Origin of the sequence: Sagittula sp. MA-2 (assembly GCF_030126985.1) — a bacterium.
Lineage (GTDB): Bacteria > Pseudomonadota > Alphaproteobacteria > Rhodobacterales > Rhodobacteraceae > Sagittula.
The window spans coordinates 645,300-672,261 of sequence record NZ_CP126145.1 but is presented as its reverse complement, the minus strand read 5'-3'; the positions used below and the strand labels follow the sequence as shown (position 1 = coordinate 672,261).

Here is a 26,962-nt window from a genome sequence, read left to right as displayed (position 1 = left end):
TCAGAGCGTTACCCGGACCGATCCGCCCCGCGCGCTTTCCGCGATGGCGTGGATCACCTTCTCGAACGCCAGCGCATCGGTCATCGACGGATAGGCCTGCGCGCCGTCGCGGATCGCCGTCAGGATCTCGGCCGCCTCGATGACCTTCAGATCGTTGAACCCGATCTGGTGGCCCGGCGCAGGCACGAAGGCCCCGAACGGCGGATGATCTGGACCGGTCAGGATCGTGCGGAACCCCTGCTCGCCGCGCGGCCCCTCGTTCAGGTAAACCTGCAGCTCGTTCATCCGCTCCTGCGCGAAACAGATCATGCCCTTGGTGCCGTGTATCTCCCAGTCCAGCCTGTTCTTGCGCCCCCAGGCAGAGCGCGAGGTAGAGATCGACCCATGCGCGCCATTGGCAAAGCGCACCAGCGCGGTGGCCGTGTCCTCGTTCTCCACAGGTGACCGCCCCGAGCCGTCCGCCAGCGGCCGCGTCTCGTGCACCACCTGCATGTCGGCCACAAGGCTCTCGACCGGCCCCACGAGTCCGACGATCATCGACACGAGGTGACAGCCCAGGTCGCCCAGCGTGCCCAGCCCGGCATCGGCCAGTTTCGCCCGCCACGTCCACGGCAGGTCCGGGTCGGCCTGGTAGTCCTCGTCGACCCAGCCGCGCACATGCACCACGCGCCCTATGCGACCGTCCTCGATGATGCGTTTCGCGTGCTGGAAGGCGGGGTTGCGGATGTAGTTGTAGCCCAGCATGGTCACGACCCCGGCCGCCCGGGCCGCAGCCTCCATCTCTTCGGCGTCGGCCAGTGTCAGTGCCATGGGTTTCTCGCACCAGACGTGCTTGCCCGCCTCAAGCGCGGCGAGCGCCATCTCGCGGTGGAGGTTGTTCGGCGTTGTGATGCTGACGACATCCACCGCCGGGTCGGTCACCAGCGCCCGCCAGTCGTCGGTGGCCCGGGCAAAGCCGAATTGCGCCGCCATCTGCTCTGCCTTTGCCAGTGGCGTGTCGCAGAGCATCTCCATCCGAACGTCGGGGAGAGTGCCTCCCAGAACCGCGCGGGCGTTGCGCCACCCCAAGGCGTGCGCCTTGCCCATGAAACCCGTGCCGATCACGCCCACGCCAATCCCGGTCATCTTTGAACTCCTCCCGTTTTCCTGACATGGCGTAGCCGGTCGCATGCCGCTCCAGCAACGAAGAGCGTCATCGGCGACAGAATTTCTTGCAAAACCCATCAGAATGCCGCAGTCCGATGCGGGTATATCATCAGGACACGCCATGGCCCGCCGCCCCACGATCAACGATCTTGCCGCCGAGGCGCAGGTTTCCGTCGCCACCGTCGACCGCGTTCTCAACGGTCGCGCCAAGGTGCGGGAGGAGACCGCGCGCCGCGTCTACGAGGCGGCACAGCGCATCGGTTATCACGCCGCAGCTCTGATCGGGCAGCGCATGATGGCCGACCTGCCAGAGATCCGGTTCGGCGTCGTCTTCAACAAGGAGCGCCAGCCGTTCTACCAGGATTTCCGGACGGAGATGGAGAATGCTATCGCCCGCGCCACCAACATCCGCGGGCGCATGATCGTCGATTTCGTACCGTCGCAAAGCCCGTCTGACTTCGCCGCCGTGCTGGAAAAGACCGCCGCGCGTGCCGATGCGCTGGTCGCGACCGCGGTGAACCACGTGCAGGTCACGGACACCATCGCGCGTATCCAGGAAGAGGGCACGCCCTGCTTCTCGCTGCTCAACGATTTCGCCCAGGGCATCCGGCAAAGCTATATCGGCGTCAACAACATGAAGGCGGGGCGGGTCGCGGCGCACATGATCATGAAGGCGATCCAGCGTCCCGGCAAACTGGGGGTGTTCGTGGGCGGTTTCCGTTGGCACGGGCACGAGCTGCGCGAAACCGGGTTCCGGTCCTACTTCCGCGAATTCGGGCCGGACTACAGCGTCCTCGACACGCTGGTGAACCTCGAGACCCGGCAACTGACCTACGAGGCGACGCTGGAACTGCTGCAAAGGCACCCCGATCTGAAGGGGCTCTATTGCGCGGGTGGCGGCATGGAAGGCGCCATCGCCGCCTTGCGCGAGGCGCGTGCACCCGGGCAGGTTGCCCTAGTCGTGCATGAGATCACGCCGGAATCCCGCGCTGCCCTGGCCGACCGCTATGCGGAGATGGTGATCGCGACGCCCCTGCGCCAGCTTTGCGAGGCAGCGGTGAAACTGGTGTCGGACACGGTGCTCAACGGCACCTCCGGCACGCCGGGGCAGCTGTTCCTTCGTCCCGATCTCTACCTGCCGGAATCCGTCTGATCGTTTCATCTCGCCGCTGCGACGCCTCTCAGCAATGATAGGAAAAATCGCAGAAGCGTTGACGCAGGGCGCTGCTTGCCGACAGGTATCGGCAGAGGAGACGGCGGTCCGCGGGCCCCGTGGAGGATTCTATTCGCGAAGGCAGAACACATGACGAAACCCCTCGACGTGATCACGATCGGGCGGTCCTCTGTGGACCTTTACGGCGCACAGATCGGCGGCCGTCTCGAAGACATGGCCAGCTTCAACAAGTATATCGGAGGCTCCCCCACCAACATGGCGGCCGGCACGGCACGGCTGGGTCTCAAGTCCGCGCTCATCACCCGCGTCGGCGATGAGCACATGGGCCGGTTCATCAAGGAACAGCTTGCCAAGGAGGGGGTCGACACGCGCGGCATCGTCACCGATCCGGAGCGGCTGACCGCGCTGGTTATCCTCGGCATCCGCGACCAGGAGCAGTTCCCGCTGATCTTCTACCGCGACAACTGCGCGGACATGGCGCTGTGCGAGGATGACATCGACGAGGGCTACGTGACCTCCGCCCGCGCGGTGGTGGCGACCGGGACCCACCTGAGCCACACGCGGACCGAAGCCGCCGTCCTCAAGGCGCTGAACATCGCCCGCGCGAACGGGATGCAGACTGCGCTCGACATCGACTACCGCCCGAACCTCTGGGGTCTGTCCGGCCACGGCGACGGCGAGAACCGCTTCATCGCCTCCGACAAGGTGACGGCCAAGCTGCAATCGACGCTGCACCTCTTCGACCTGATCGTCGGCACGGAGGAGGAGTTCCACATCGCGGGCGGGACCACCGACACGATTGCGGCGCTGCGCGCGGTCCGCGAGGTGTCCGGCGCGACGCTGGTCTGCAAGCGCGGCCCGATGGGCGCATCCGCCTTCGAGGGACCGATCCCCGACAGCCTCGACGATGGCCAGACCGGCCCCGGCTTTCCCATCGAGGTGTTCAATGTGCTGGGTGCGGGCGACGGCTTCATGTCCGGGCTGCTGAAGGGCTGGCTCGATGGCGAGGACTGGCCGAGCGCGCTGAAATACGCCAATGCCTGCGGGGCCTTCGCAGTTAGCCGTCACGGCTGCGCGCCCGCCTATCCGTCCTGGACCGAGCTGCAGTTCTTCCTCGACCGCGGCGTGAAGGAGAAGGCGCTGCGCAAGGACAAGGCGCTGGAGCAGATCCACTGGTCGACGAACCGCAAGGGCGACTGGTCGACGATGCGGGTCTTTGCCTTCGACCACCGGATGCAGCTGGAAGAGCTGGACGGCGCGACCGACGCGAAGATCGACGATTTCAAGGAGCTTTGCCTCGACGCCTGCACCGCCGTCGCGGACGGTCGTCCCGGCTATGGTTTGCTGTGCGACGGACGCCTTGGCCGGCAGGCGCTCTACAAGGCGGCGGGCACCGGGCTGTGGATCGGCCGCCCGGTGGAATGGCCGGGGTCGCGCCCCCTGACGCTTGAGCCTGAGATCGGCCCGGACTTCGGAGGGTTGAACGAATGGCCGCTGGAACACGTGGTGAAGTGCCTCTGCTTCTACCACCCCGACGACACGGCGGAGATGAAGCGGCAGCAGGAAGACACCGTCACCCGCCTGTTCCACGCCTGCCGCCGCAACAACCTTGAGTTCCTGCTGGAGGTCATCCCCTCCAAGGTCGCCGCCGTCACCGACACCACGACGGCAGAGATCATCCAGCGGTTCTACGACATCGGCGTCTACCCCGACTGGTGGAAGCTGGAACCGATGAAGTCCGAAGCGGGCTGGCAGGCCGCCTGCGACGCCATCGAGCGCAACGACGCCCATACCCGCGGGATCGTGGTGCTGGGCCTCGCCGCGGCGGAGGATGCGCTGGCCGAAAGCTTCAGGGCCGCCGCAAAATTCCCGCTGGTGAAGGGTTTTGCCGTAGGCCGCACGATCTTCGGCGATGCCGCGAAGGCGTGGATGAAGGCCGAGATGTCCGACGCCGACGCCGTCGCGCTGATGAAAGACAACTACACCCGGCTCTGCACCATTTGGGACGATGCGCGCGCGCAGGCGTCCGCGCAGACCGGCACCACACGACAGACCGCCTGAGGGAGGACGACGACATGGCCACGATCCGACTGACCGCCGCACAGGCGATGGTCCGCTACCTGTCCAACCAGATGAACGAGGACGGCGAACGCTTCCTTGCCGGATGCTGGGCGATCTTCGGCCACGGCAACGTGGCGGGGATGGGCGAGGCGCTCTACCACGGGCGCGGGTCATTCCCCACATGGCGCGGCCACAACGAACAGACCATGGCCCATGCCGCCATCGCCTATTCGAAGCAGCTGGGCCGCAAACGGGCGATGATGGTGACCTCCTCCATCGGGCCGGGCGCGACCAACATGGTCACCGCCGCAGCCCTGGCCCACGTGAACCGCATTCCCGTCCTGCTGGTACCGGGCGACGTCTTTGCCAACCGTGGCCCCGATCCGGTGCTGCAGCAGGTCGAGGATTTCGAGGACGGCACGATCAGCGTCAACGACTGCTTCAGGCCGGTGTCGCGCTACTTCGACCGCATCATGCGCCCCGAACACCTTCTGACCGCCCTGCCCCGGGCCATGGCGACGATGACCGACCCGGCGCAGTGCGGGCCAGTGACGCTGGCCTTCTGTCAGGACGTGCAGACGGAGGCCTACGACTACCCGGAATCCTTCTTCGAGCCGAAGGTCTGGTATCAGCGCCGCATCCGTCCCGACGAAGGCGAACTGGCCCGCGTGGCGGAGGCGATCAAGGCGGCAAAGAAACCGATGATCGTGGCAGGGGGAGGGGTGCATTTCTCTGACGCCTGTGCGGACCTCCAGACCTTTGCCGAGACGTTCGGCATCCCCGTGGTCGAAACCCAGGCGGGCAAGTCCGCGCTGGCGTGGGACCATCCGCTGAACCTCGGCCCCGTGGGCGTGACCGGCGCTGAGTCGGCGAACCGGGCCTGCGCCGAGACGGACCTCGTGCTGGGTGTCGGCACACGCTTCCAGGACTTCACCACGGGATCGTGGACCGTGTTCAACGATGGCGCAAAGCTCGTATCCCTGAACGTGCAGGCCTACGACGCGGTGAAACACGGCGCGATGCCCCTGCTGGCGGATGCGCGCGTCGGGTTGAAGGACCTCGCCTCCGCGCTTGGCAGCTACAAGGGCGGTCTGAACATCGACGGGTTCAAGGACGCGTGGTTCGGCAAGGTCGACCCGCTGACGGATGCGCCCGCCGAGGGCAACGAGCTGCCGACCGACCAGCAGGTCATCGGCGCGGTGCAGCGGGCGTCAGGCCCGGATACCGTCGTCATGTGCGCAGCCGGCACCATGCCGGGCGAGTTGCACAAGCTGTGGAAGGCGCCGCGGCCGGGCGCCTATCACATGGAATATGGCTTTTCCTGCATGGGCTACGAGATCGCCGGCGCCATGGGGATCAAGATGGCCCAGCCCGAGCGCGACGTGATCTGCATGATCGGCGACGGGTCCTACATGATGGCCAACTCCGAGCTTGCCACGGCGGCGGCGATGGGCCTCAAGATCACCCTCGTCATCACCGACAACCGCGGCTACGGCTGCATCAACCGGCTCCAGATGGGCACCGGCGGGGCGGAGTTCAACAACCTCCTGGACCACTCGTCTGCCGCCGGCAGCAACATCGACTTCGCCGCGCACAGCGCCTCGATGGGCGCGGCAGCGGTCCACGTGTCGAGCATCGCGGAACTCGAGGACGCGCTGGCCCGCGCCAGGGACGCGGCCGGCCCCTTCGTGGTGGTGATCGACACGGACCCCTACCCGTCGACGCCGCACGGCGGCAACTGGTGGGACGTGGCGGTGCCCGAGGTCTCGGAGCGCGCCGAAGTGAATGAGGCCCGCAAGGGCTACGAAGCCGCGCTGCTCGAGCGCACGTAAGGATAGGACCATGACCGTCAAGATCGGCATTTCCCCCATCGCCTGGCAGAACGACGACCTGCCCGACCTGACCTCTGCCTTCACCATGGAGCAGTGCCTGAAAGAGGCGCGCGAGATCGGCTATACCGGGGTCGAGCGTGGACGCCGCATGCCCGCCGACACCGAGGGGCTGAAGGCCTACCTCCAGAAGTACGACATCGCGCTGTGCGGCGGCTGGTGCTCCGGAAACCTTCTGGTCGCCAGCGTCGAGGAAGAGTGCGCCGCGATCACCCAGCAGGTCGACCAGTTCATTTCGCTGAACGCGCCCTGCCTTGTATACGCTGAGTGTTCAAACACCGTACAGGGCATGGCCAACACCCCCGTCAACGACCGGCCCAAGCTGTCGAAGGACGAGGTGACGACCTATGCGAAGAAGCTGTCGGAGGTGGCGAAGTGGATGCAGGACCGTGGCATGGTCCTGTCCTATCACCACCACATGGGCAGCTTCATCGAAAGCGAGGAAGAGGTGAACTGGCTGATGGAGGGATCGTCCCCCGAGGTCACGCTCTGCTTCGACACCGGCCACCTGCTGTTCGGCGGCGGCGATGTTATGGCGACCATGGACCGCTGGGCCGACCGTATACACCATGTGCACTTCAAGGACATCCGCCCCGACGTGGTGAAGGACGTGCGCGACAACGACCGCTCCTTCCTCGACGCGGTGATCGCGGGTGCCTTCACCGTCCCGGGCGACGGGTGCATCGACTTCCAGGCAGTGGCCGACAAGCTGGCGAAGATGTCGTTCAATGGCTGGATCGTCGTGGAGGCCGAGCAGGACCCGGCCAAGGCCCCGCCCTACGAATACAGCCAGAAGGGCTACCAGCACATTCTCGAGGTCTGCGCCAACGCCGGCCTGACGGTCGAGACCTGATCCCATGGCCCGCTTCCTCGACGTCCAGCATCCGTTCTTCAAACCGCTCTGGCGGCGGATCGTGACGGTCGCGGCCTGCCTCGGCTGGGCGCTGCTGGAACTGTCGTGGGGCGGGCCGATGTGGGCGCTGCTCTTCGGTCTGATCGGCCTGTACTGCGCGTATCAATTCTTCGTCGCCTTCGATCCAAAAGAGGCGGAAACCAAGGAGGAGGATTCATGAAAGACGTCGGTTACTTCGATATCGAGGACTGCGACCTGCAGGACTTCGCCCGGCTCTGTGGTCAGACGCTGTCGGCGGGCCAGTTGCGCTTTGCCTCTGACGTGCAGAAGAACGTCCCTCTCTACGACATGCCCTCCCTCACCGCTGCCCTCAGCGACCCGGCGCAGCGCCTGTCCCTGCTGGCCGAATGGGGCTGGGTGCTGGGACAGTCCGCCGGTGCGCTGGTGCTGAAAGGCGCTTACGAGGACACCGCCCCCATCGACGCTGCCACCCGCGCCTACGAAGCGATCATCGCGGAGGAGAAGGCGCGCTCCGGCGGCGGGGCCGATCACTTCGCGGCGGCAGGCGCCAACGACCGGATCTGGAACTCGCTCCAGAAACTCTGCGAGAAGGATCCGGAGACCTTCGCCCTCTACTTCGGCAACGACGCCATCGCCGCAGTCTGCGAGGCATGGCTCGGCCCCTGCTACCAGATGACCGCGCAGGTCAACCTCGTGCGGCCCGGCGGCAAGGCACAGGTCGCGCACCGCGACTATCACCTCGGCTTCCAGACGGCTGAGGCGGCGGGGCGCTTCCCGGCGCATGTGCACGATCTGTCCGCGGTCATGACGCTGCAGGGCGCGGTGGCGCATTGCGACATGCCGGTGGAGAGCGGCCCGACCAAGCTGCTGCCGTTCAGCCAGCTCTTCCGCCCCGGCTACATGGCCTACCGCCGCGAGGACTTCCGCGCCTATTTCGAGGATCACTGCATCCAGCTTCCCCTTGCGAAGGGCGACGCCGTGTTCTTCAATCCGGCGCTGTTCCACGGCGCGGGATCGAACCATTCGGCGGACATCAACCGCATGGCGAACCTCCTGCAGGTCTCCAGCGCGTTCGGCCGGGCGATGGAGTCGATCGACCGCACCGCCATGGTCCGGACGCTCTACCCGGTGGTGAAGACGCTGCGGGCAGAAGGCCGAATGGACGATCCCGGCACCGCCGCGGCCATCGCCTCCAGCGCCGAAGGTTACAGCTTCCCCACCAACCTCGACACCGATCCGCCCGTGGGCGGGCTGGCGCCGGAAACCCAGGCGGCCCTGTTCCACCGCGCCCTGGCGGAGGACATGGACGAGGCCGCCTTCAACGCCGCGCTGGACGCCCAGAACGCCCGCCGCCGCGCGTGAAACAGCCTGTAGGGCGGGGCTTCGCGCCGCCCACCTCTCGGAAAGGACGACCCATGACACATCTCCTGCGCAAGCCGACCGGGACCTCCGGGCAGGTCCAGAACGTCACCATCGACAACGCCAGGACCCCGGACAGCCCGGACTGGGGGTATGTCGGTTTCGACCTCTGGCGGCTTGCCCCCGGCGAGACCGCGCAGGGAGAGACCGGAGAGCTGGAGGTCATCCTCGTCCTCGTCGAAGGCAAGGCAGAGGTGACAGGCGCGGGTGTGTCCTTCGGAGAACTGGGCGACCGGATGAGCGTCTTCGACCGCACGCCGCCGCACGCGGTCTACATCCCGAAGGGCGCCGCTTGGGAGGCCGTGGCCACCACCGACTGCACCCTCGCGGTCTGCTCCGCACCAGCCACGGGCGACTATCCGGCGGCGCAGATCAGCCCGGAGGGCGTCGACATCGTGACCCGCGGCAAGGGCGCCAACACGCGCTACATCCACCCCATCGCGATGGAAGAGCGTGACGTCGCCTCCTCCCTTCTTGTGACGGAGGTCTTCACGCCCGCGGGCAACTGGTCCTCCTACCCGCCGCACCGCCATGACGAGGACAGCTTCCCCGACATGACCTACCTCGAAGAGACCTACTATCACCGCCTGAACCCGGCGCAGGGCTACGGTCACCAGCGGGTGTTCACCGAGGATGGCACGCTCGATGTGACCATGTCTGTCTCCGATCACGACGTGGTGCTGGTGCCAAAGGGACACCATCCCTGCGGTGCGCCCTATGGATACGAGATGTATTATCTCAACGTGATGGCCGGTCCGATGCGCAAGTGGCGGTTCAAGAACCACCCCGACCACGACTGGATCGCACAGCGCGACGCCTGATTGCACTTCCTGCGGGCCGGGGCACACCGGCCTGCGTCCTCTGATCCTGAGTGCCCGACGCCGACCCCGATGCCTCAGGCCGGAGGCAGCAGTTTGCCCGGGTTCAGGATGCCCTTCGGGTCGAGCGCCGTCTTGATCGCGCGCATCATGTCCAACGCGACCGGATCCTTGCGGCGCGCCATGCTGCCCAGCTTCGACCGGCCGATGCCGTGCTCGGCCGAGAAGGTGCCGCCCAACGTGCGGACAAGGTCTTCCACCGTCTCCATCACCGGCGTGACCAGGGTCGCATCGGTCACGCGCACCGCGTAGTGCACGTTCCCGTCACCCAAGTGCGCCACGACCATGGCGTCGGCCTTGGGGTCCACCCTGGCGACGCGCTCTTCGGCCTGCTCAAGGAAGGTCTGTACCTTGTCCAGCGGCACCGCCACGTCGTTGACCACGCAGGGTTTCCTGGCCAGAGACAGCTCTGCTGCCGCCTCCCGCCTTGCCCAGAAAGCGGCGCGCTGCGCCTCGCTCGTAGCGACTGCGGCGTCGATCACCAGCCCCTCTTCGAACAGCGTGCCCAAGGCGTCTTCCAGCAGGCCCGACAGCGGCACGCTGCCGTCCGGGCCCGGGGCCGCATCGCGCGGGGCGGTGGCACCCAGTTCGACGAGGATGTTCACCTCGTGCGGTTCCGCGAAAGGCGCCTGTGCCTCCGGACGCAGCGCAGCGTAGGCGTCCATGTAGGCGCGGGGCATGAACTCGAAGGCCTCGACCGCGCCGCCGGTGATGTCCTGCAGCCGGTTCAGCAGGGTCAGTGCCGCATCGACCGACCGCGCCGCCACCATCGCCGTGGCAAAGGCGCGGGGCTGCGGGACCAGCTTGACCACGGCCCGGGTGATGATGCCGAGTGTCCCTTCGGAGCCGATCAGCAGGTGCCGCAGGTCGTAGCCCGTGTTGTTCTTGTGTAGCTCCGACATCAGGTCGACGACGCGACCGTCCGCCAGCACCGCCTCCAGCCCCAGGACAAGGTCGCGGGTGTTGCCGTACCGCAGGACGTTCGACCCGCCCGCGTTCGTCGCCAGCAACCCGCCCAGCCGGGCGGACCCCTTCGCGCCGAAGGTCATCGGAAAGGCCAGCCCGTGCGCCGCCGCCGCTGCGTGCAGGTCCGAAAGGATCACCCCGGCCCCGATCCGCGCCAGACGCGCCTCGGGACGGATCTCCTCGATCCCGTCCAGCCGGTCGAGCGAGAGCATGATGGCGCCCTCCCCCTCCGTCCCTCCGGACAACCCCGTGTGGCCGGAGACCGGGACCACGGGCGTCCCGCTGGCATGTGCCAGACGCATCACCGCCGACACCTCCGCCGTGTCGCGCGGGCGGGCCACGCACAGCGGCGTCCATCGGTATTGCCCCGTCCAGTCCTGCGACCAGGGTGCCATGTCGGCGCCGGTCAGGACCTCCGTCACGCCACGCAGCGCGTCGATCATTCGGGGACCTTGAAGGTCAGCGAGGCCCAGAGGCTCTCCCACGCCGGGTCGCCGTTGGCGCCGGGATCGCGCTCTTCCATGACCACGCTGTCGACGAGGTAGAAGTGCCCCGGCGACAGGTCGAGTATTGCCCGCCCCTCTGCATCGGTGCGGTAGAGGCGGATGTCCAGCGTGCCATCCGGCGCGCGGTCGAACAGTTCGACCTGCACGTCGGCCCTCGGTTCGTCCTTGTAGAAGACGCGCACCGGAAAGCCTTCGGACAGGTCGTCGGTGAAGGGGTTCGCCTCTGCCACGATCTCCGTCAGCAGACCGGCCTGCACGTCCTGCCCCTCTCCGTCGCCAACCGCGATCAGGCTCTTGGCATGGCGGGAATAGCGTTCACGCACCGCCTCGGGGTCGAGACCGCGTTCGATGTGCCGCGCGCAGGCCCATTCGATGTCCTTGTGCGCGCAGAACCGTTCGAAGGTGGCGAAGTCCTTGTAGGTCAGCGTGTAGTCGCGCGTTACATGCACGACCGTGGCCAGCCCTTCGCCGGGCACGGCCATGTTGAGTGCGGGCTTGTCCCCGGCGCGGCCCTCGACCGGGAGGACCTCGCCGTCGATCAGGATCTCGAACCGGGTGAAGTTGGGCGGCACGAAGGAGAACGAGGCGCCCTCCAGCTTGTCGCCGACATAGAGGTCCGCCACCAGCGGCGCGCCCTCGGCCACCACGCCGTCGACCGGTTCGATCCAGAATTCATGGGCGCTCGCGGGCAGAGCCGCCGTGCAGAGCGCCAGAAGCAGACGTTTCATTCGATGTCCTCCTGCGCTGGCGACCTAGCGTTCAGCCCGTCGCCTGCAAGCGGCGCTCAAGCTCTCGTGCGAGATCGTGCATCCGGCTTTGGAACCGCTTTTCCATCCCGCCCTTGGCCAGCTTCAGCGATTGCACCAGCAGACGGGCCGAAAGCGTCGTTGGCGCCATCTCGACCTCGACGCTGATCCGGGTGCGCGTGCGCGACAGGGCCACCACGTCCATCACCATGACCACCTTCAGCCCGCCGCTGATCGAGGAAAAGACCATCCGTTCCGGCGGCGTGTATTCCGTCAGGGTGATCTCGGCCTCGCGCTCCTTGCCGCGGAAGGTGAAGACCACGCGCCACGCCATGCCTTCGGTCGGCGCGCCCCCGCCCCTGATCCGCTGGACGTCGATGCCGCGCCGGAGCGCCTGCCGCTCGACCGTTTCGAGATCGGAGAGCGCCGCGAACACCTTGTCCAGCGGCGCTTCGATGTCTTCGCGTGCCTTCAACTGCATGTCGTCCTACCGCCCCTGTCCTGGCCCCTTGATCCCGTTGGATGAGGACCACACACATCAGGTGCCGTCAATCCAAACGGTCCGCCAGCCACGCCCGCAGCATGAAATGGGCAATTGCACCGCGCCTTGCGGGCATCAGGTCAGGCCGCAGACCGGCCGCGGCATCGGCAACGTCTTCCCGGGTGACCCAGCGCGCGTCCTCCAGTTCGACCGGATCGAGCACGATCTCCGAGGTCGCGGCCTCGCCATGACAACCGATCATCAGGGAGGACGGGAAGGCCCAGGGCTGGCTGGCGAGATAGCGCACCGGCCCCACGCGCACCCCGGCCTCTTCGAAGACCTCGCGTCGGACGGCGGCCTCGATCGTCTCGCCCGGCTCCACGAACCCGGCGAGGCAGGAATACATCCCCTCGGGCCAGCCGGGCGAGCGGCCCAAGAGGCAGCGGTTGCCGCGGGTGATCAGCATGATGACCACCGGATCGGTGCGCGGGAAATGCGGCGCGTTGCACGACGGGCACTGCCTCTGCCATCCCGACTGCCGGATGTCGGACGCGACACCGCACCGCGCGCAGAATCCGTGGCTGTCGTGCCAGCCATGGATCGCCTTCGCGGTCGCGGCCAGTTCGGCATCGCGCGCCGTGAGCCGTGTCATGATCCTACGCAGTTCGGCAAACCGACCTTCCGGCGCCTGCGGATGCTGCTGTTCGCTGGGGTCGACGAAACTGCCGAGCGTCTCCGCCGCATCCTCAGGCTCCCAGGCCGAGATGTCGGCGGCCCAGGTCAGCACGCCCTCTTCGCGGCCCAGCAGGATCGGCGCACGCACGGCGTCCTTCAGCACGGGGTGGTCGATGGGCAGACGCAGAAGGGTGAGGTCGCGGTCCTCGCCGGCCACCAGCGGCTTGCCGTTCCACAGCACCACCATCTGCCCGCCGTGATCGGCCAGAAGGTCCGTCGTGCCGCGCAGCTCTGCCGCCCGGTCCAGACCCGATCCGCCGAATGTCACCTGTTCCGCATGACGCATGTGCCGCCCTCCCTGCCCTGCCCCTTCATGCACAGCGACACGCAAAGATGCAATTGATCGGCGACGACCTGCCATGCCGTTGCGGAAGGCGAAAAAACTGTCACACCGCCGTGCCTTTTCCGTGCAACCTGAGCGCAGAAAAAACCTGAGAACCAATGGGGGAACGTATGATGTATCAACAGAAACCGAAGTTCAGCCGCCGCCAGTTCCTTGCGGGCACCACCGCCGGGGCGGCCCTGATCGTCCTGCACCCGTATTCCGCCAACGCCGCCGCCAACCAGGCGCACCTGCGGATCATGGAGACCACCGACCTGCACGTGCACGTCTGGCCCTACGACTATTACGCCGACAAGCCGGTCGATACCGTGGGCGTGGCCCGCACCGCCTCGATCATCGACGAGATCCGGGCCGAGGCGACCAACGCGCTGCTGGTGGACAACGGCGACTTCCTGCAGGGCAACCCGATGGGCGACTACATCGCCTACGAACGGGGCATGAAGGAAGGCGACATGCACCCGGTCATCACCGCGATGAACACGCTGGGTTATGACGCCGCCACCATCGGCAACCACGAATTCAACTACGGTCTCGACTTCCTGGCGAAATCCACCGCCGGGGCAGAGTTCCCGGTCGTGCTCGCCAACATCGCCAAGACCCAGGGCGCCAACCCGCGCGAGGACGAGACGCTCTACAAGCCCTACGTGATCCTCGACCGCGAGGTAACGGACGGCGCGGGCACGGCGCATCCGATCCGGATCGGCATCATCGGCTTCACCCCGCCGCAGGTCATGAACTGGGACCGCAAGCACCTCGAAGGCAACGTCACCGCCCGCGACATCGTCGAGACCGCCGAGGCCTACGTGCCCGAGATCCGCGAACAGGGCGCCGACATCGTGATCGCGCTGTCGCACTCCGGCATCGGTTCCGCCGACCACGAGGACGGGATGGAGAACGCCTCCGTCCCGCTGGCAGCGGTCGAGGGGATCGACGCGCTGGTGACCGGCCACTCGCACCTCGTCTTTCCGTCGCCGACCTACGAAGGCTTTGCCGCGGTCGATGCCGAGAACGGTCTGCTTCACGGCAAGCCCGCCGTCATGGGCGGCTTCTGGGGTTCGCACCTGGGGCTGATCGACCTGTTGCTGGAACGGGACGGCAACTCCTGGCGCGTGGTCTCTGCCACGACGGAGGCGCGCCCGATCTCCCAGCGCAACGAGGACCGCTCCATCACGCCGCTGGTCGAGAGTTTCCAGCCCGTGCTGGACGCCACCGAACAGGAGCACGAGGAAACGCTGGCCTATGTGCGCCGCGCCGTGGGCAAGACCTCTGCACCGCTGCATTCGTACTTTGCCCTCGTGGCCGACGACCCGTCCGTGCAGATCGTCTCCATCGCGCAGCAATGGTACATCGAGCAGATGCTTGAAGGCACCGAATACGAGGATTTGCCGGTCCTGTCTGCCGCAGCGCCGTTCAAGGCGGGGGGCCGTGGCGGTCCGGAATACTACACCGATGTGCCGGTGGGCGACGTGGCGATCAAGAACGTCTCCGACCTCTACCTCTATCCCAACACCGTGCGCGCGGTGAAGGTGACGGGCGCGCAGGTGAAGGACTGGCTCGAACGCTCAGCAGGCATGTTCAACCAGGTGGAGCCGGGCGCGACCGACGCCGTGCTCCTGAACCCCGAGTTCCCGTCCTACAACTTCGATGTCATCGACGGGGTGACCTACCAGATCGACCTGTCGCAGCCGTCGAAGTTCGACCGCGAGGGCAACGTGGTCAACGAGGGTGCCAACCGCATCGTCGACCTGATGTACGAAGGCAAGCCCGTGACCGACGACATGGAGTTCGTCATCGCGACCAACAACTACCGCGCCTCCGGCGGCGGCAGTTTCCCGGGCGCGAAGGGCGACACCATCATCTTCGAGGCGCCCGACACCAACCGCGACGTGATCGTCCGCTACATCGTCGAACAGGGCACCATCGACCCCAAGGCCGACGACAACTGGTCCTTCAAGCCGCTGGAAAACACCACCGTCCTGTTCGAGACCGGCCCCAAGGCGCGCGACCTGCTGTCTGACGTCGACGGCGCGAAGATCGAGGATGCAGGCGACGGTGAGAACGGCTTCGCCCTGTTCCGCATCACGCTCTGACCCGGCGGCGGGGCGTTGCCGGTCGGCGCGACGCGCGACCAAAGTCGCGCATCCGGCATTCGACCGGTGCCCGGCATCCATGCTATGCTACCCTCCGGAGGAGACATGACCGGAGGGTGGCGGGATGCTGGAGGAGGCACTCTTGCTCGACGCTTCGGGCGCGCCTGCGCGACATCGGGGGCGTACCCGTTCGCATGACTGGGACGAGGTGCAGGACTTCTGCCGCACCGTCTACATGCCATATCGAGTGCGGCCGCTGGAACGCGGCGCGCGCCCCGATGCAACCATGCTGTCGGCACATGCGGACCGCGTGACGATGACGCGGTTTTCCTACGGCACAGGCATCTTCCTCGACCGCTTCGACCCCGAAGCGGGCAACATCATCGTCCTCAACACGCTGCGCGGGGCGCTGTCCCACCAGACCTCTGGTGCGCCCGCCTCCACCGGCGCCGGTGAGAGCTTTGTCGTCGACTGTTCGCGTGCCGACTACTGGCTGGAAGGCGACAGCGACCACATGCAGTTCAACCTGACCATCCCCCACGCGGTGATGGAGGAAACCGCCCGGCGCTGGTTCGGCTTCGTCCCGGACGACCGGCTCTGGACCTGCCGGACGAAGTTCGGGGGGCCGGGCTCTCCTTGGCTCGCGTTGCTGGACTACGCCGCGCGCACCATGGCCGGTCCCGGTCCGATGCCCGCAGACGGCCCGTTGGCCCGCCACCTCGAAGAGATCATCTGCATCGAACTCCTGCGCCGCTGGGCTGCCGCCGCCGGTATCCGACTGGAGGACGGCGCGCGCACCGCGGCCCCCGGCTATGTCCGCCGCGCCGAGGAGATCCTGGAGGCCGAGGCACGCGACGCCCCGGTGATCGGGGATGTGGCCCGCCGTGTCGGGGTCTCGGCCCGCACCCTGTCCGGTGGGTTTCAGCGGTTCCGGGGCGTGTCGCCGCGCGAATTCCTGGCCGGACGCAGGCTCGATGGATTGCGGGCCGAACTGGAAAGCGCGGAGGCGGATCGCTCCGTCTCGGACATCGCGTCCGACTGGGGCTTCGTGAACCTCGGCGCGCTGGCCGGGCGTTATCGCGAACGCTTTGGCGAGCTGCCGTCGCACACCCGCGCGCGCGCCATCACTGGCCGCAAGCCGGACTGAACAACGCTTCCGAAACCGGACACTCCCTGCCGGTCACGGACAGAAAGCCGCCCGAGGGGGCGGTACGCTTTGGCCATGGGAAAACCCTAAGGGAGGACACTATGAAGGATCTCAAGGCCAATTGCGACGCCGTGCTGTCGCGCGTGACAAGCGGCAGCCCCCGCGTGCCGGGCGTGGTCGCCATGGTCACCGACCGCGACGGCGACATCTACGCCGGCAGCGCGGGCGACAGGCGTCTGGGCGACGGGGAGATGAGCCTCGACACGGTCTTTGCCATCTTCTCGACCACCAAGGCGATTGCCGGGACGACCGCCCTGCAATGCGTCGAAGAGGGTTTGCTGGACCTCGACGCGCCGGCCAAGACCTACGCCCCGGCCATCGGAAACCTGCAGGTGATCGAGGGGTTCGACGCCGATGGCAGCCCGCGCCTGCGCGCGCCGAAGTCCGACGTGACCACGCGCCAACTGATGCTGCACACCGGCGGTTTCGGCTACGACTTCTTCAACGAGACCTACAAGCGCCTGGCCGATGAGCACGGACAGCCCTCCGTCGTGTCCGGCACCCGGGCTGCCATCGAGACACCGCTGCTGTTCGATCCGGGCGAAAAGTGGGAATACGGCACGAACATCGACTGGGTGGGCCAGGTGGTCGAGGGCATCCGGGGCAAGCGCCTTGGCGCGGTCATGGCAGAGCGGGTCTTTGCGCCGCTCGGGATGACCGACATCGCCTTCACCCGCACCGACGACATGAAGGCGCGCACCGCGACGATCCACGCGCGCGGCGAGGACGGCAGCCTGTCGCCCATGGACGGCTTCGCGCTGCCCGACAACCCGGAGGTCGATATGGGCGGCCACGGTCTGTACGGCACCGTGCCCGAGTACATGAAGTTCATCCGCATGTGGCTGAACGACGGCGCCGGTCCCAACGGCCGCGTCCTGAAGCCCGAGACCGTCGACTGGGCAGCGAAGGGTGCGCTGGTGCCGCCGCAGAAGGTGACCATGCTGCCCGGCGTCATCCCCTCGCTGTCGAACGACGCGGAGTTCTTCCCGGGCCTCGGCAAGGACTGGTCCTACACCTTCATGGTCAATACCGAGACGGCGCCCACGGGCCGCCCGGCGGGCGCCATCGGCTGGGCCGGGCTGGCCAACAGCTTCTTCTGGATCGACCGCGCGGCCGGTGTCGGCGGCTACTGGGCGACCCAGATCCTGCCGTTCGGCGACCCGGTTTCGTTCCCCGGCTATCTGGATTTCGAATCCGCCGTCTACCAGGCCATCGCCGCCGCAAAGGCCGCCTGAGCGCGCTTTCGGACCGTCCGGAAATGTCAGCGGGGGGCGGCACGTCGCCCCCCGCTTTTTTCATGGCCTTTGGGAGGAGGAGCGATGAAAGACCTGATCACTTTCGAAACCCTGCCGAACTGGGTGCCGGGCCGCCTGCTGCTGGCCAGCGACGGCTTGGGCTGGAAAAACGTGGCACTCCGGTCCTACCACTACGAGGGACAGGACGTGACCGTGCCCGCGATGCGGGACTTCATGCTTGTCGGCTACAGGTCAGGAGTAACCCCGATGCAGCGCCGGTTCGACGGGCGCTGGACGAAGGAGACGCTGGGCCCCGGGGCGGTGTCGCTGCTGACCCGCGCGCAACAGGTGTCGTGGAACTGGGTGGAGCCCATCGACGTGACCCATGTCTACCTGTCCGGCGCACTGGTGGCCGAGGTCGCGAGCGAGGTGCTCGACTGCACCGTGACCGACGTCGCGCTGGCCGATATCCTGCGCACCGAGGACCCGGTAATGATACACGCCATGTCCGCAATCGCCGAAGAGGCGCAGACGCAGGATCTTGGCGGCGCACTCTATGTCGACAGCGTGGCCCGCGGGCTGATCGTCCACCTGTTGCGGCGCTACGCCATGGTGCGGACACCGCCGGAGAGTGACGCGGGCGGACTGTCCCGAACCCAGCAGGCGCGCATCCTCGAATACATCGACGCGGGGCTTTCGCAGTCGCTGGACCTGACCGGCATGGCCGAGGCGCTGTCTCTGACGCCGTGCCTCTTTGCCCGCCAGTTCCGCCGCAGCTTCGGCCTGCCGCCCTATGCCTTCGTCAAGGCGCGGCGGCTGGAGCGCGCCCGGCATCTGCTGGCCCGCACCACCCTGCCGATCAAGGCGGTGGCGGCGGATTGCGGCTTTTCCGACCAGGCCCACCTCACGCGCCTGTTCTCTGCCGCCTACGATGTGACGCCCGCCGTCTTCCGGCGGCAGGCGTCCTAGTCTGCCGATACCGCCTATGCGGGTTCCGGGCAGGACAGACCTTGCGCCTGCCCTGCCCGGTCGCGCTCACTCTGCCGCTTCGACTTCCGGCGTCTTCGACATGGCGAAGCCTTCGTAGCCGTTCTGCGCGATCTCCTGACACTTCTTCCGGTAGGTGCCGACGCCGCCGGTGTAGGACAGCACCCGCCGCGGTTTGCCCGCCACGTTGGAGCCGGTGTACCACGAGTCCGTCTTCGAGATCAGCGTGGCATTGGCCGTCTCGTCATGGTGCGCGACCCAGGCGTCCTCTGCCTCTGCCGTCGGTTCGATCACCGTGGCACCAGCCGCACGCACCGCCTTGATGCAGTCGGTGATCCATTCCGTCTGCTGCTGCAGGCAGGTGGTCATGTTGCACAGCGCCGCCGAGGGCGCGAGTGGCGCGCCGGTCATGAACAGGTTGGGGAAACCGTGCTTCTGGATGCCGAGCGTGGTGCGGATGTCCTTCGACCATTCGTCGCGAAGCGTCACGCCGTCCCGCCCGGTGATGTCGATGCGTGTCAGCGCGCCCGACCCGGCGTCGAATCCCACGGCCATGATGATAACGTCCAGCTCGTACACCGTGCCGTCCGCCAGCTTCACGCCTTCGGGCACGATCTCGGCAATCGGGTTGTTCCGGACCGGGACGGCGGTGACGTGCTCCTGCCGGTAGACTTCGAGGTAGTTCGTCTCCAGCGGCACCCGGTGCGTGCCGAACCCGTAGTCGCCGGGCTTGGGCACGAGGATGTCGATCAGCTCCGGATCCTTCAGACGCGCCGCCATCTTTTCCCGGACGAAGGCGCTGATCTCCTCGGACACCTCCTCGTCGAAGAACATCTCGCCGAAGGAGGCGAGCCACAGTTTCAGCGATCCGTCGGCGTGGGTGTCTTCGAGGATCTTGCGGCGTTGTTCCGGTGTGCAGTCGGCCCAGGCATGTTCGAAGTCGTACTCGAACCCGGTGAAGGTCACAGGCAGGTTGGTCTTCAGCTCATCCCAGCGCGCCTTGTAGGCGGCGGCCTCGGCCGGGCCGTACTTCGGGTTCTTCATCGGCAGCACGTATTGCGGGGTGCGCACGAAGACCGTCAGGGAGTCCACGACCGGCGCGATGGTCTGGATCACCTGGATGCCGGTGGCGCCGATGCCGATCACACCCACGCGCTTGCCTTCGAGGTCGATGCCCTCCTTCGGGTAGCGCCCGGTGTGCACGATGGTGCCCTTGAAGGTGTCCTGACCCGGAAAGCGGTCGGTCAGCGGCGCCGACAACATGCCCGTGCAGCCGATGAGGAACCGGGTGTCGAACGTCTCGCCGGTGTCGGTCTTCACGATCCAGCGGCCCGTGTCCTCGTTCCAGCGGGCCGACGTCACCTTGGCGCCGAAGGTGAAGTCCTTGCGCAGATCCAGCCGGTCCGCGACGTAGTGCATCCAGCGCTCGATCTCCGGCTGGCCGGGGAAGCGTTCGCTCCACGTCCAGTCCTTGTAGAGCTTCTCGTCGAACAGGTACTGGTAGATGTAGCTCTCGGAGTCGAACTTCGCCCCCGGGTAGCGGTTCCAGTACCATGTGCCGCCCACGTCGGTGCCCGCCTCGACGCCGTGCACGTCGAGGCCCTCCTGCCGCAGCTGGTGGAGCTGGTACAGCCCCGCCACGCCCGCGCCGATCACCAATGCGTCCAGTTTCCGTGTCATCCTGTTCCTCCCTTTGGGTGTCCTTGCCGGATGGCCCCTCCCGGCCAGCCGATCCACAAAGGCTAGGCGTCCCCTGCCCCGACGGTCTTGAACGTTCCTGACGCGCCTTTGAACGAAAGCCGCAACAGCCTGACACATGACGTGAAGCCGCCCGCCTTCCGCAGGGCGCCGCCTCGTGTTAGCGATCACCCGACGGATTTAAGGAAGGGTTGGGCCATGCCATACGACGCGGTGATCTTCGATCTGGACGGTACGCTTCTGGACACCGAACGCCTGGCTTTCGAGGCCGCCCGCCGCGCCAGCTCCCGCTTCGGCCCGCCCATGACCGAGACCTTCTTCCGCACGCTCATCGGTGGCGACATGGCATCGACCAACGCCCGGCTCGCCGCCGAATACGGCGCCCACCGGATGGCCGAGTTCGACGCCGCCTGGGATGAGGAACACGACAACCTGCTGGTCGCAGGCATGCCCCTGAAACCCACGGTGCACGCGCTCCTCGACCTGATCGAGGGGATGGGGCTGCCCCGCGCGGTGGCCACGTCGTCGGGCCGTGCCAGCGCCGACCGCAAGCTTCTGGCGGCGGATCTGACCCACCGCTTCACCACCGTCGTGACGCGCAATTGCGTGACCCGGCCCAAGCCCGATCCGGAGCCCTACCTCACCGCCGCCGCCCGTCTGAACGTGGCGCCAGAGCGGTGCCTCGCGTTCGAGGACAGCACACCCGGTGCCCGCGCCGCACGCGCCGCCGGGATGACCGTTGTCGTGGTGCCGGACATCGCGCTGGTCGAGGACGGCCATGCCCACCATACCGCCGCCGACCTGCTGAGCGGGGCGCGCATGGCCGGGCTGGGCTGAACCCCCAAAGGCAGCCGTCACCCCGGTTTGCGGCAGACGATCTGAACCGGATGGGTCCGGCGCTCGGCGATGTTGCGGGCGGCGTTGCGGACGATTTGCGGTGCCTGCCGACCCAGCAGGATGTGCACGCCGAACACGGGAACCTGCCCCTTCTCCGCCATCTCGATGGCCTTGTTGTAGCCCGCCAGGTACTTCTCGCCGGTGTCGGTCACGTCGATCCCGGTAAAGCCGGCCGCCGCGAGCAGGGCCACCGTGTCGTCGGGGCGCATCAGGTAGGCGCCGCTGCCATCCTCAGACCACGGCAGCGGGTGGTGCGGATCGCCCACAGGTCCCAGCCCGTGTTCCGTGATCGCGAAGAAGGCCCCGGGTTTCAGCACGCGAAAGGCTTCGCCGAAGAACCCGGCACGATCCGGCACGTTCATCGTGACGTGCTGGCTGTATCCCCCGTCAAATCGTTCATCCTCGAAGGGCAGCGCCTGTCCGTCGCCATGCACGCAGGTGACGCGGCCCGTCATCCCGACCAGATCGGTCAGCCTGTTCGCTGCCTCGACGAAGGGGGCGGTGATGTCGATGCCCTCCACATGGCAGCCGAAGCGCTGCGCCAGGTAGCGCGCCGGGCCACCGATGCCGCTGCCGATGTCGACGATCCTCTGGCCTTCGCGGATGGGCAACACCTCTGCCAGATCCTGCGTGGCCGGAAAGCCGCGGGCGTGGAAGTGGTCGACCGGGGCGAGCTGTTCGATGGTCACCGTCTCGGGGGCCATCCCGGCGGCCCTCATGGTCTCGACGATCTTGCCGTAGACGTCCCCGGTGCCCCAGTGGTCCGAGATATTCTGACTGTCCGCCATGCGCGCCTCCCTATGACGTTGGGGAAGCTTACGGTGAGTTGGCCCGATGTGGCAACGCCGTTGCCGGACGCTTCCCGGTCACCCGGCCAGCCGGACTGCCCCATAGGGCAAAAACACAGTCCTGCGCGATTGGGCGGTCGCTCAGATCCTCGCCTGGTACAGCCTGACCTTCAGCCCGCCAAAGGCCACCTGCGGCCCGGCGTCGAGCTCCAGCCCGGTTGCCTTGGCAAGCCCTCCGTCCGAGGTCACCATACCCAGCCGCCATCCGCCAAACCGCTCCTTCAGCACCGCGCCCAGCGACCCGTACAGCCCGAACAGCAGCTTCCGGTCGCCGATCCGCGCGCCGTAGGGCGGGTTGACCATGACCAGTCCCGGCGGCCCATCGGGGCGTTCGAGGGCGCTGACCGGCGCGCGGGTGAAGGTGCAGACCCCGGACACCCCGGCCCGCTCCGCGTTGGCCGTGCTGCCCCGGATGGCCCCGTCGTCGCGGTCAGCGCCGAAGAACCGACAGTCCGTAGGCCGGGCTTCCAGGCCGGCATCGCTGCGGATCGCGTCATAGGCCTTGGCATCGAACGTCGGGAAGGCCTCGAAGGCGAACCCGCGCGCACGGCCCGGCGCCAGCCCCAGCGCGATCTCCGCCGCCTCGATCACGAAGGTGCCTGAACCGCACATGGGGTCGACCACCGTTTCGGTCCCGCGATACCCGGCCGCCCTCAAAAAGCACGCCGCCAGCGTCTCGCGCAGCGGGGCCTTGCCGACCGCCTCCTTGTAGCCGCGCCGATGCAGCAGTTCGCCGGAGGTGTCGAGCGACACGGTCACGAGGTCGTCCTCGATCCGCACCATCACACGGAAGGTCCCTTCGGCCCCGGCCTTCAGCCCGGCCGCCTCCATCGCGCCGGCCACGCGCGAACGCGCCGCGCGGTCGTGATAGATCTTCGACGCGCGGCAGGTCACGTCGACCCGCACGTCGGCGCCCTTGGGGAGATAGGCGGCCCAATCCACCTTCTTCGCGCGCTTGTCGAGTTGGGCCAGGTGAAAGGCGCGGAACTCGGCGATGCGGATCAGCACGCGCGACGCCCCGCGCAGGCAGAGGTTGGCCCGCCAGACTTCGGGCCAGCCGCCGCTTGTCACGACGCCGCCCGCAACGGCCTCAGGCGCGGCGAATCCCTGCTCCGCGGCCTCCTCTGCCAGCAGGGTTTCCAGCCCGGGAGGGGCGCTCAGGAATATCTCGAAAGGCGTGTCCATGTCCCCGCTCTTACCGGTTCCGGCCCGCCTGTCCACAGGGTTTCGCAGAACAGGCCCGGGATCGGAGGGGTCGCACGGGTCTCCGGTCGCCGCGTCCCCGCGCGCCGACCGGCGGGCAGGCCGCAACCCTTGCAATCCGCGGCGCGAACCCCTAAATGAGCGGTCGAGAGGTTGTGCGGGCAGGCGCCTCGCCAACCCGGTCAGGTCCGGAAGGAAGCAGCCGTAACGAGCCCCGCTTGGGTCGTTGCAATCTCTCACCAGAAAGCCCCGGCCCCGAGCCGGGGCTTTTGCTTTTCCGGATCGTGACTCCAATGTCGTGCGGTCCCGGATCAACGCTCCGGATGACGGACAAACTTAGCCGCGCCGCGCGTTGCGGCCTTCGCCCAATCCATCTGATCGGGCGTCCCCTCTGCCTCCGGACAAACGCTCTTCAACCGTTCCTCGGCCTCGTCGGGGGCTTCGCCCGCCTCGATCATCAGGCGCAGCACGGCCATGCCGCAGCGCCCGCCGCCGTTCCGGCTGTTCACAAGGACCCGCCCGCCGCCCAGCAGCGCACGCCGCGCCTGTTCCGACACGAAAGGCCAGGTCTCCATCTGGCTGTCGCTCGGCCTGTCCCCCGGCCCGATCGCGAGGTGCACCCAGCGCGTGCCCTTGTCCTGGATGTTCTGGCCAAGGTTCATGGCGCCTGCGTCCACCAGTTCCCCGGGGGTCACGAGCGACAGCACAATGGCCGGGCGCCAGCTTGCCAGGTGCTCGAGGTCGCCGCGATAGTCGCCGCCCGCACCCGGCAGCGGCGAGATCGCAACGATCCCGCCACCGACGGGCCACGCATGCATCACGACCGCCGATTTCTCTCCGATCCCCGTCACTTACCCCGTTCTTTCCGTTCCCTTGTTCACCCGACTGGGGAAAATCCGTTCCCGGCGATGATACACACTTGACGCCCCGGTCCTAGCGATTCGGTCGGCATGACGGCCGTGGAAGGTGAACGGGGGAACTCTCAGACCACCTGCCCGGGCCGGGCCTCTGCCCAATCCGACAGGAACTGGCGCAGGTCGGAGCTCCCCGTCGCGGTGATGACGTGCCGGGGCAAGGCGACCCCGGCCTCCAGCGCCAGCCGCAGACATGCTTCGTGGTCGCGGTCGGCACGCGCGGGGTTGTTCTCCGACCCATGCAGGATCGTCGACAGGAGCGTGCCCCCGTAGCCGTTGACGTGGCTCAGGTCGGGCCTCAGCGACAAAAGCCAGCCCATGATCTCCGGCAGCCCCTCCCAGCCCGCGATCTGCACCGGCGTGACCCCATGCGCATCCGCTGCGTCGAAGGGCAAACCGACGGCGACGAGGCGCTGCAGATGGTCCAGGCGGTCCGGCAGATGCAGGATCTCGCGGACGATGTTGCGGTAGGGTCCGGCGAGCCGGTTGGGAACGACGCAGTCTCCCGGGCTGTCCAGCCCCTCTGCCGCGCACACCAGAAGCGCCTCCTCCCGGCTCAGGTCGCACGTGACACCACGCGCCTCGAGCGCCGCCGCGACCTGCGCGTTGCCGTAGACCTTCGCGAAGGCCAGGGGATGCGTGTCCTGCCAGCACCATTCCGGGTCCGCGCCCGCGTCCAGTAGCATCTCCGCCATCCGCCTGTCGGAGCCACGCCGCGCTGCGTGATGCAAGGCCGGGATGGTGCCACCGTTCATCTCCCCGGTGTCGGAGTACGCCTCCAACAGCATCCCGACCGCGACGTGGTCGTTGAAATCCATGGCCCGGAACAGCGCGTTCGTTCCCTCCGGCGTCGCCCCCGCAGCCAGCAGCAGACGCAGGCCGCCGTGATGGCCAAGCTCCGTCGCGTGGTAGAGCGATTCGCCGTCGTTCGGATCGGCGCCGTGATCCAGCAGCCATTCGCCCAAGGCCATGTTGTCGGCGTGGCCGATGGCCCCATAGAGCGCCGACAGCCGGTGGCCGTCCGGTCCGGGCAGACCGTCATTCACGTCCGCCCCATGCTCCACCAGCAGATCGGCAATGGCCAGCATGTCGCCTTCCAGTTCCGGGCACTTGTGTATCCAGCGCGAAAAGCTGAGGTGCAGGATCGGCGTTCGCGGCCCCAGCTGCTGTACCGCCAGTTCCGGCCGGGCGGCCAGCGCCTGCTCCACCGCCGCGCGGCGGTAGAGCGCGCATTCCAGTCCAAAAAGGCCATCCGGCAGGTCGGGTGTGTCGGCCAGCAGGGTTTCGGCCAGATCGACCTGCCCGTGGGCCAGCGCCACCTTCAGGCGTTGCAACCGGGCGGCCCGGTCGAGGCCGGTCCTCTCCGCCTCCGCCTTCAGCCGCGGCCAGCTTGCGAAGCCGTTCTCCTGCGCGATGATGAACAGGAAATCGGCCCGGACAAGGTCGGTCAGGTCCTTGCGCGGCGGGTGCTGGCGCACACGTTCGACGGCCCACGGTTCGCGCGCGATCCACGCGCGGTGCAGAAGTTTGGCGTCGAGACGCAGCTTGTCGAGGGATGTTTCGGACATCGGCTTCCTCCGTCATCGCCCGCAATCCGCTGCTCGGGCCAGAGAAATCCGAAGATGTGGGTCTTCGACGTCAGATGCAGGTGCGAAGGCTTTCCGCGGATCAGGCGGCCCCCTGCCGATGGGCCATGCCCGATCCTAGCGTCAAGCGTCCCCGGCGCGCAAGCGTCAGAGACGTTCGGCGCCGAAAGTATCACAGGCCGCGGGGCTGCCCGACTCGTACCCGTTGCTGAACCAGCGCTGCCGCTGTTCGGAGGTGCCATGTGTGAAAGTATGCGGGTTCGGGACCCGTCCCGCCTTCCGCTGGAGGTAGTCGTCACCGATCCGTTGCGCGGCGTTCAGCGCCTCGTCGATGTCGCCCGGCTCAAGCAGGTCGTCGACGTAGGAGGCCCACACGCCCGACAGGCAATCCGCCTGCAGTTCCAGCCGCACGGTCAGGGCATTGGCCTCGCGCTCGGAGGCGCGCTGCCGCATGGCGTTGACCTCTGCGAGGATGCCGATCTCGTCCTGGACGTGGTGCGCGACCTCATGCGCGATGACGTAGGCCTGCGCAAAGTCGCCGCCCGCCCCAAGTTCCTGCTTCATGTAGGCGAAAAAGGCGGTGTCGAGATAGGCCTTCTCGTCGGCCGGGCAGTAAAACGGTCCCGTGGCGCCCGACGCACCGCCGCAGGGCGACTGCGTGACCTGGCTGAACAGAACCAGTGTCGGGGGATCGTAGGGCTTGCCGAAGGCGTTCGGGAAGACGTTGGTCCAGACCTGCTCGGTCGTGGCGAGGACCTGCGCGCTGAACTCGCCCGCCTGCTCTTCCTGTTCCGTCAGGGGGCGCGTCTGCTGCGACTGGCCGGAGCCGTTTCCGGTCAGGATCGGCGACACGTCAATGCCGGTGAAATAGCCGATGGCCAGTACCAGGAGCACGCCGCCGAGGCCCAGTCCGCCGCCGACGGCAATGCCGCCGCCACGGCCCCGCCTGTCCTCGACGTTGGAACTGCTCCGAATTCCCCTAAGTCGCATGGTCACCCTCCGTACACCCAGTCGTGATCGAACGTCTTAAGTGCGAAGGCGGTTCCCGCAAGGCTTGCGATCCCCTGCCCCGGACAATA

At 67.3% G+C, this 26,962-nt stretch carries 23 protein-coding genes and 1 other RNA gene; 13 read left to right on the top strand and 11 right to left on the bottom strand.

The annotated features are described in order from the left end of the window. Positions 1 to 1,125, bottom strand: coding sequence for a Gfo/Idh/MocA family protein (locus QNI11_RS03425; RefSeq protein WP_283982349.1), 1,125 nt, complete (start codon positions 1,123 to 1,125; stop codon positions 1 to 3). 142 nt (positions 1,126 to 1,267) lie between these two features. Between QNI11_RS03425 and QNI11_RS03420 the strand changes: the two genes are divergently transcribed. The 7 genes from QNI11_RS03420 to iolB all read left to right on the top strand — a co-directional run bounded on the left by QNI11_RS03420 (position 1,268) and on the right by iolB (position 9,384). Further along, on the top strand, positions 1,268 to 2,299 hold the full coding sequence (locus QNI11_RS03420; RefSeq protein WP_283982348.1) for a LacI family DNA-binding transcriptional regulator: 1,032 nt from the start codon (positions 1,268 to 1,270) through the stop codon (positions 2,297 to 2,299). A 150-nt stretch (positions 2,300 to 2,449) separates the two neighbouring features. Next, complete coding sequence (gene iolC, locus QNI11_RS03415; RefSeq protein WP_283982347.1) at positions 2,450 to 4,381, top strand: 5-dehydro-2-deoxygluconokinase; 1,932 nt, start codon at positions 2,450 to 2,452, stop codon at positions 4,379 to 4,381. A gap of 14 nt (positions 4,382 to 4,395) precedes the next feature. Continuing rightward, complete coding sequence (iolD, locus tag QNI11_RS03410; protein ID WP_283982346.1) at positions 4,396 to 6,213, top strand: 3D-(3,5/4)-trihydroxycyclohexane-1,2-dione acylhydrolase (decyclizing); 1,818 nt, start codon at positions 4,396 to 4,398, stop codon at positions 6,211 to 6,213. A 10-nt stretch (positions 6,214 to 6,223) separates the two neighbouring features. Next, complete coding sequence (gene iolE / locus QNI11_RS03405) at positions 6,224 to 7,123, top strand: myo-inosose-2 dehydratase (protein WP_100927854.1); 900 nt, start codon at positions 6,224 to 6,226, stop codon at positions 7,121 to 7,123. A gap of 4 nt (positions 7,124 to 7,127) precedes the next feature. After that, positions 7,128 to 7,343, top strand: coding sequence for a hypothetical protein (locus tag QNI11_RS03400; protein WP_100927855.1), 216 nt, complete (start codon positions 7,128 to 7,130; stop codon positions 7,341 to 7,343). Next, positions 7,340 to 8,506, top strand: coding sequence for a phytanoyl-CoA dioxygenase family protein (locus QNI11_RS03395; RefSeq protein ID WP_283982345.1), 1,167 nt, complete (start codon positions 7,340 to 7,342; stop codon positions 8,504 to 8,506). The genes QNI11_RS03400 and QNI11_RS03395 overlap by 4 nt, the downstream gene beginning before the upstream one ends. A gap of 53 nt (positions 8,507 to 8,559) precedes the next feature. Beyond that, on the top strand, positions 8,560 to 9,384 hold the full coding sequence (gene iolB, locus QNI11_RS03390; RefSeq protein ID WP_283982344.1) for a 5-deoxy-glucuronate isomerase: 825 nt from the start codon (positions 8,560 to 8,562) through the stop codon (positions 9,382 to 9,384). A 74-nt stretch (positions 9,385 to 9,458) separates the two neighbouring features. Here the strand turns inward: iolB and QNI11_RS03385 are convergent, their stop codons facing one another. From QNI11_RS03385 to nudC, 4 genes are all read right to left on the bottom strand, one after another. Continuing rightward, the gene (locus QNI11_RS03385; protein WP_283982343.1) at positions 9,459 to 10,850 is read right to left on the bottom strand and encodes an FAD-binding oxidoreductase; all 1,392 of its coding nucleotides are present in this window, start codon (positions 10,848 to 10,850) and stop codon (positions 9,459 to 9,461) included. Then, the gene (locus QNI11_RS03380) at positions 10,847 to 11,641 is read right to left on the bottom strand and encodes a DUF4198 domain-containing protein (protein ID WP_283982342.1); all 795 of its coding nucleotides are present in this window, start codon (positions 11,639 to 11,641) and stop codon (positions 10,847 to 10,849) included. The genes QNI11_RS03385 and QNI11_RS03380 overlap by 4 nt, the downstream gene beginning before the upstream one ends. 31 nt (positions 11,642 to 11,672) lie before the next feature. Then, positions 11,673 to 12,140: an SRPBCC family protein gene (locus QNI11_RS03375; protein WP_283982341.1), complete on the bottom strand. Its 468-nt coding sequence runs from the start codon at positions 12,138 to 12,140 to the stop codon at positions 11,673 to 11,675. 67 nt (positions 12,141 to 12,207) lie between these two features. Next, complete coding sequence (gene nudC / locus QNI11_RS03370) at positions 12,208 to 13,161, bottom strand: NAD(+) diphosphatase (RefSeq protein WP_283982340.1); 954 nt, start codon at positions 13,159 to 13,161, stop codon at positions 12,208 to 12,210. A 167-nt stretch (positions 13,162 to 13,328) separates the two neighbouring features. Between nudC and QNI11_RS03365 the strand changes: the two genes are divergently transcribed. The 4 genes from QNI11_RS03365 to QNI11_RS03350 all read left to right on the top strand — a co-directional run bounded on the left by QNI11_RS03365 (position 13,329) and on the right by QNI11_RS03350 (position 18,719). Continuing rightward, positions 13,329 to 15,308, top strand: coding sequence for a bifunctional 2',3'-cyclic-nucleotide 2'-phosphodiesterase/3'-nucleotidase (locus tag QNI11_RS03365; RefSeq protein ID WP_283983478.1), 1,980 nt, complete (start codon positions 13,329 to 13,331; stop codon positions 15,306 to 15,308). A 124-nt stretch (positions 15,309 to 15,432) separates the two neighbouring features. Further along, the gene (locus QNI11_RS03360; protein WP_283982339.1) at positions 15,433 to 16,455 is read left to right on the top strand and encodes a helix-turn-helix transcriptional regulator; all 1,023 of its coding nucleotides are present in this window, start codon (positions 15,433 to 15,435) and stop codon (positions 16,453 to 16,455) included. Between the two features lie 101 nt (positions 16,456 to 16,556). Continuing rightward, positions 16,557 to 17,750 carry a serine hydrolase gene (locus tag QNI11_RS03355; RefSeq protein ID WP_283982338.1) on the top strand — a complete coding sequence of 398 codons (1,194 nt, stop codon included), beginning with the start codon at positions 16,557 to 16,559 and terminating at the stop codon, positions 17,748 to 17,750. Between the two features lie 84 nt (positions 17,751 to 17,834). Next, entirely contained in the window at positions 17,835 to 18,719 is an 885-nt protein-coding gene (locus QNI11_RS03350; RefSeq protein ID WP_283982337.1) for a helix-turn-helix domain-containing protein, read from the top strand. A 66-nt stretch (positions 18,720 to 18,785) separates the two neighbouring features. Here QNI11_RS03350 and QNI11_RS03345 read toward each other — a convergent pair whose 3' ends face one another. Continuing rightward, on the bottom strand, positions 18,786 to 20,417 hold the full coding sequence (locus QNI11_RS03345) for an NAD(P)/FAD-dependent oxidoreductase (protein ID WP_283982336.1): 1,632 nt from the start codon (positions 20,415 to 20,417) through the stop codon (positions 18,786 to 18,788). 216 nt (positions 20,418 to 20,633) lie between these two features. Between QNI11_RS03345 and QNI11_RS03340 the strand changes: the two genes are divergently transcribed. Then, positions 20,634 to 21,272 carry an HAD family phosphatase gene (locus QNI11_RS03340; protein WP_283982335.1) on the top strand — a complete coding sequence of 213 codons (639 nt, stop codon included), beginning with the start codon at positions 20,634 to 20,636 and terminating at the stop codon, positions 21,270 to 21,272. Between the two features lie 17 nt (positions 21,273 to 21,289). Here QNI11_RS03340 and QNI11_RS03335 read toward each other — a convergent pair whose 3' ends face one another. Both QNI11_RS03335 and QNI11_RS03330 read right to left on the bottom strand, forming a co-directional pair. Then, positions 21,290 to 22,120: a class I SAM-dependent methyltransferase gene (locus tag QNI11_RS03335; protein WP_283982334.1), complete on the bottom strand. Its 831-nt coding sequence runs from the start codon at positions 22,118 to 22,120 to the stop codon at positions 21,290 to 21,292. Positions 22,121 to 22,261: 141 nt separating this feature from the next. Then, positions 22,262 to 23,365 (bottom strand): class I SAM-dependent RNA methyltransferase, encoded by a 1,104-nt coding sequence (locus QNI11_RS03330; RefSeq protein ID WP_283982333.1) that lies wholly within the window; start codon positions 23,363 to 23,365, stop codon positions 22,262 to 22,264. Between the two features lie 162 nt (positions 23,366 to 23,527). Here QNI11_RS03330 and ffs point away from each other — a divergent pair. After that, an RNA gene (gene ffs / locus QNI11_RS03325) (signal recognition particle sRNA small type) lies at positions 23,528 to 23,627 on the top strand. Positions 23,628 to 23,694: 67 nt separating this feature from the next. On the opposite strand, the gene QNI11_RS03320 is transcribed toward ffs, so the two are convergent. From QNI11_RS03320 to QNI11_RS03310, 3 genes are all read right to left on the bottom strand, one after another. Then, a complete protein-coding gene (locus QNI11_RS03320) occupies positions 23,695 to 24,234 on the bottom strand; it encodes a protein phosphatase (RefSeq protein ID WP_283982332.1) in 540 nt (179 codons plus the stop codon). 131 nt (positions 24,235 to 24,365) lie between these two features. Further along, positions 24,366 to 25,865 (bottom strand): ankyrin repeat domain-containing protein, encoded by a 1,500-nt coding sequence (locus QNI11_RS03315; RefSeq protein ID WP_283982331.1) that lies wholly within the window; start codon positions 25,863 to 25,865, stop codon positions 24,366 to 24,368. A gap of 165 nt (positions 25,866 to 26,030) precedes the next feature. Then, on the bottom strand, positions 26,031 to 26,873 hold the full coding sequence (locus tag QNI11_RS03310; protein ID WP_100927872.1) for a neutral zinc metallopeptidase: 843 nt from the start codon (positions 26,871 to 26,873) through the stop codon (positions 26,031 to 26,033). Positions 26,874 to 26,962: the final 89 nt, after the last annotated feature.